The sequence below is a fragment of the Pseudomonas sp. Pseusp97 genome (genome assembly GCF_047304025.1).
Classification (GTDB): domain Bacteria; phylum Pseudomonadota; class Gammaproteobacteria; order Pseudomonadales; family Pseudomonadaceae; genus Pseudomonas.
Genome location: NZ_JBGLYK010000359.1, coordinates 1 through 3435, shown reverse-complemented (window position 1 = coordinate 3435; position 3435 = coordinate 1). Strand labels below are relative to the sequence as shown.

The 3435-nt window shown below is 69.1% G+C and carries 3 protein-coding genes; all 3 read left to right on the top strand.

Annotated features, from left to right (window positions below):
* Positions 1–189: 189 nt before the first annotated feature.
* On the top strand, positions 190–1365 hold the full coding sequence (locus ACCC94_RS28785; RefSeq protein WP_413352997.1) for an NAD(P)/FAD-dependent oxidoreductase: 1176 nt from the start codon (positions 190–192) through the stop codon (positions 1363–1365).
* Positions 1362–2165: an aldo/keto reductase gene (locus ACCC94_RS28780; RefSeq protein ID WP_413352996.1), complete on the top strand. Its 804-nt coding sequence runs from the start codon at positions 1362–1364 to the stop codon at positions 2163–2165. The genes ACCC94_RS28785 and ACCC94_RS28780 overlap by 4 nt, the downstream gene beginning before the upstream one ends.
* Positions 2166–2497: 332 nt before the next feature.
* Positions 2498–3435, top strand: a 938-nt coding sequence (locus ACCC94_RS28775; protein WP_413352995.1) for a hypothetical protein, incomplete at its 3' end; no start/stop codon positions are given.

Sequence of the window (3435 nt, the reverse complement as noted above, 5' to 3'; positions counted from 1 at the left end):
CCCCCGCGGGCCACTCACCGGGCGCCGTCACATTTCTTTCGGCCCGCGCTGGCCCGCAAACCACCCCCCCCCGCCCCCGGGGTCCGCCACAACGCCCGCTCCTACATAAAGCAGCCTGAGCCAACGGGCGTTTGCCGCCGCCCTCAAGCGTTATACTGCGCCCTTCGTTTTTTCCCTCGAGGCGCTTTCATGTCCGAATCCCTGAGCACCGACATCCTCATCGTCGGCGGCGGCATAGCCGGTCTATGGCTCAATGCCCGCCTGCGGCGCGCCGGCTTTTCCACCGTACTGGTGGAGAACACCGCGCTGGGCGGCGTGCAGAGCATGCGCTCGCAGGGAATCATCCATGGCGGCACCAAGTACGCCCTGCACGGCGCGCTGACCGGCGCCTCCGAAGCCATCGCCGACATGCCCGCACTGTGGCGCGACTGCCTGGCCGGCACCGGCGAAGTGGACCTGCGCGGCGTGCGCGTACTCTCCGACGCCCACTACCTGTGGTCGCCCGGCGGCCTCGCCGGCAACCTCACCAGCTTCTTCGCCAGCAAGGCAGTGCGCAGCCGCGTCGCCCAGGTGAAAGGCGCCGACCTCCCGCCAGCCCTGCAGGACAAGGCCTTCAAGGGCAAGGCCTATCGCCTCACCGAACTGGTGCTGGACGTGCCCAGCCTGGTCGCCCGCCTGGCCGAACTGGCTGGCGACAGCCTGCTGGCCGGCGAGCGTATCGAAGCGCTGCGTGAGGGCGACAAGCTGGCCGGCCTGCGCGTCGATGGCCGCGAGATCCGCGCCCAGCGCGTGGTGCTCAGCGCCGGCGCCGGCAACGAGGCACTGCTGCGCGAGCTGGGCCTGGAGCGCCCGGAGATGCAGCGCCGTCCGCTGCACATGGTGCTCGTTACCGCGCCGACCCTGAAACCGCTGTACGCCCACTGCCTCGGCGGCGGGCCGAAACCCCGCGTCACCGTCACCACCCACCCGCTGAGCAATGGCGACTGGGTCTGGTACCTGGGCGGCGACATCGCCGAAGCCGGCGGCGTGGCGCGCAACGAGGCCGAACAGATCGCCGAGGCGCAGCGCGAGCTGCACAAGCTGGTGCCGTGGATCGACCTTTCCGCCGCCCGCTGGGCCACCCTGCGCGTGGACCGCGCCGAGCCCTCGCAGAACAACCTGCTGCGCCCGGACAGCGCCTTCCTCGCCGACGAGGGCGCGCTGCTGGTCGGCTGGCCGACCAAGCTGGCCCTGGCACCGAACTTCGCCGACCGAGTGCTGGAGTCCCTGGAGAAGAGCGGCATCCGCCCGCAGGCCAGCGCTGCCCTGCCGGACCTGCCGCGCCCGGCCATGGCCCGCCCGGTCTGGGAGGAACTGCTCGGATGAAGACCCTGCATCACCTGCACCGCCCACTGGGCAGCACCGGCCTGAACGTCTCGCCGCTGGGCCTGGGCACCGTGAAACTGGGTCGCGACCAGGGCGTGAAGTACCCCGAAGGCTTCCGCATCCCCGATGACCGCGAGGCCGCCGACCTGATCGCGCTGGCCCGCGAGCTGGGCATCAACCTGATCGACACCGCGCCGGCCTATGGGCGCAGCGAGGAACGCCTCGGCCCGCTGCTGCGCGGCCAACGCGATGCGTGGGTGATCGTCAGCAAGACCGGCGAGGAATTCGTCGGCGGCCAGTCGCAGTTCGACTTCAGCGCCGCCCACACGCGGCGCTCGGTGGAGCGCAGCCTGCAGCGCCTGGAGACCGATTACATCGACCTGGTGCTGGTGCACTCCGACGGCAACGACCAGGGCATCCTGCGCGGCACCGAGGTCTACGCGACCCTGGAACAGCTGAAGAAGGAAGGGCTGATCCGCGGCTTCGGCTTCTCCGGCAAGACCGCCGACGGCGGCCTGCTGGCCCTGGAGCGCGGCGACTGCGCCATGGTTACCTACAACCTCAACGAGCAGGCGGAAAAGCCGGTGATCGACCATGCCCAGGCCCATGGCCGCGGCATCCTGATCAAGAAGGCCCTGGCCAGCGGCCACGCCACCCTCGCCCCCGGCATCGACCCGGTGCGCGCCAGTTTCGAGCTGGTGCTGGGCCATCCCGGCGTCGCCAGCGCCATCGTCGGCACCATTAATCCGCTGCACCTGGCCCACAACGTGAACATCGCCGCCGAGGTCCTCGACCGCTGATCGGCGGTCATGTGGATTACCTATTCCTGTGCCATGCTCAGATTCCCCCGCGACTCTCGGGGGCAGAAAAACTGTCGCCATCTGGTTATCCCCGTGCAAAAGCATCGGAATCGCCCAGCCTTTCAGGGAAAAATCCGGAAATCCTTTCGATTTTCGATGACACCAGGAGCGGTGTCAGGCTGTCCAGGTTGTAGCGACCCTCGTAATGAACGATCGGCCGGACTGTCTTTCAGGACAGTCAGCGTTCGCGTCGGCGTCGCTTACCCAGGTAAGGACGCGCCAGCGCAACCCGGCGCCTTGTACGACCAGGCCCTGCAAGAAAGGAAGACCCTATGCCCCGTACGCTCGCCCGCAAGGACCCGACCGCCTTCAAGACCCTGCCGCTGCTGGTGCAAGCCAGCGCGGAAGGTCTCGCCTACCAGACTCTCGGCAAGCCCCTGAACTTCGCCCAGGTCCTGGAAAAGCGTCGCCCCATCCAGATCAACGAGACCGAGCGCTTCGGCGTCGAACTGGCCAACCTCGGCGTCTCGGTGCGCTTGACCCTGAACTACCAGGGCCGCGACCACTGGATCCTCGTGCGCCAGCGCCGCCTGGACCGTGGCGACACGGTGCTCAAGCTGATTTCAGGTTACGTGCCGGCCCACGAACTGAACCTGCCGCTGCTCACCGCAATCCAGGAAGTCGCCGAGGAATGCCTGGTGGAAACCGCCGACGGCTGGCTCGGCGGGCGCTTCGGCGACACCTGGTTGCCGACGCCCTACGAGGGCATCCTGCGCTACCGCGAGACCAGCCACTTTTCCCTGACGCCGCTGTCCGGCGCCTCGCGCCCGGTGCAGGCGGGGGCGCTGCGCCTGCTGGAGCGCCCGCAGGCCTACGTGCACCTGCCGACGGCTTCGCTGCAGCTGGTCTACGACCTGCGCATGGAACTGCCCAAGGACGCGCGCGAAGTCAGCCTGTTCCATGTCGACGAGAAACTCGAAAGCGGCCCGCTGGTGGCGCGGCTGGACCGCCGCCGTCCGGACCTCTATCTGCTGCCACTGGAGCAGGGTCAGCCGACTGGCGAACTGTTCACCCTGAGCAAGGGCGAGCTGTGCAAGGCCAGCACCCGCGGTCTGTGGCTGTCCGAAAGCTTCGCCGAGCAGGATGGCTGGCTCGTGCGCGAGGAACGTATCCGCTTCCGCGACTGGATGGAGCAGTGGCGGGGGGCCCCCCCCCCCCCCCCGCCCCGGCGCGGGGCGGCCCGGCGCGCGCCCCCCCGCGGCGGCGCCGC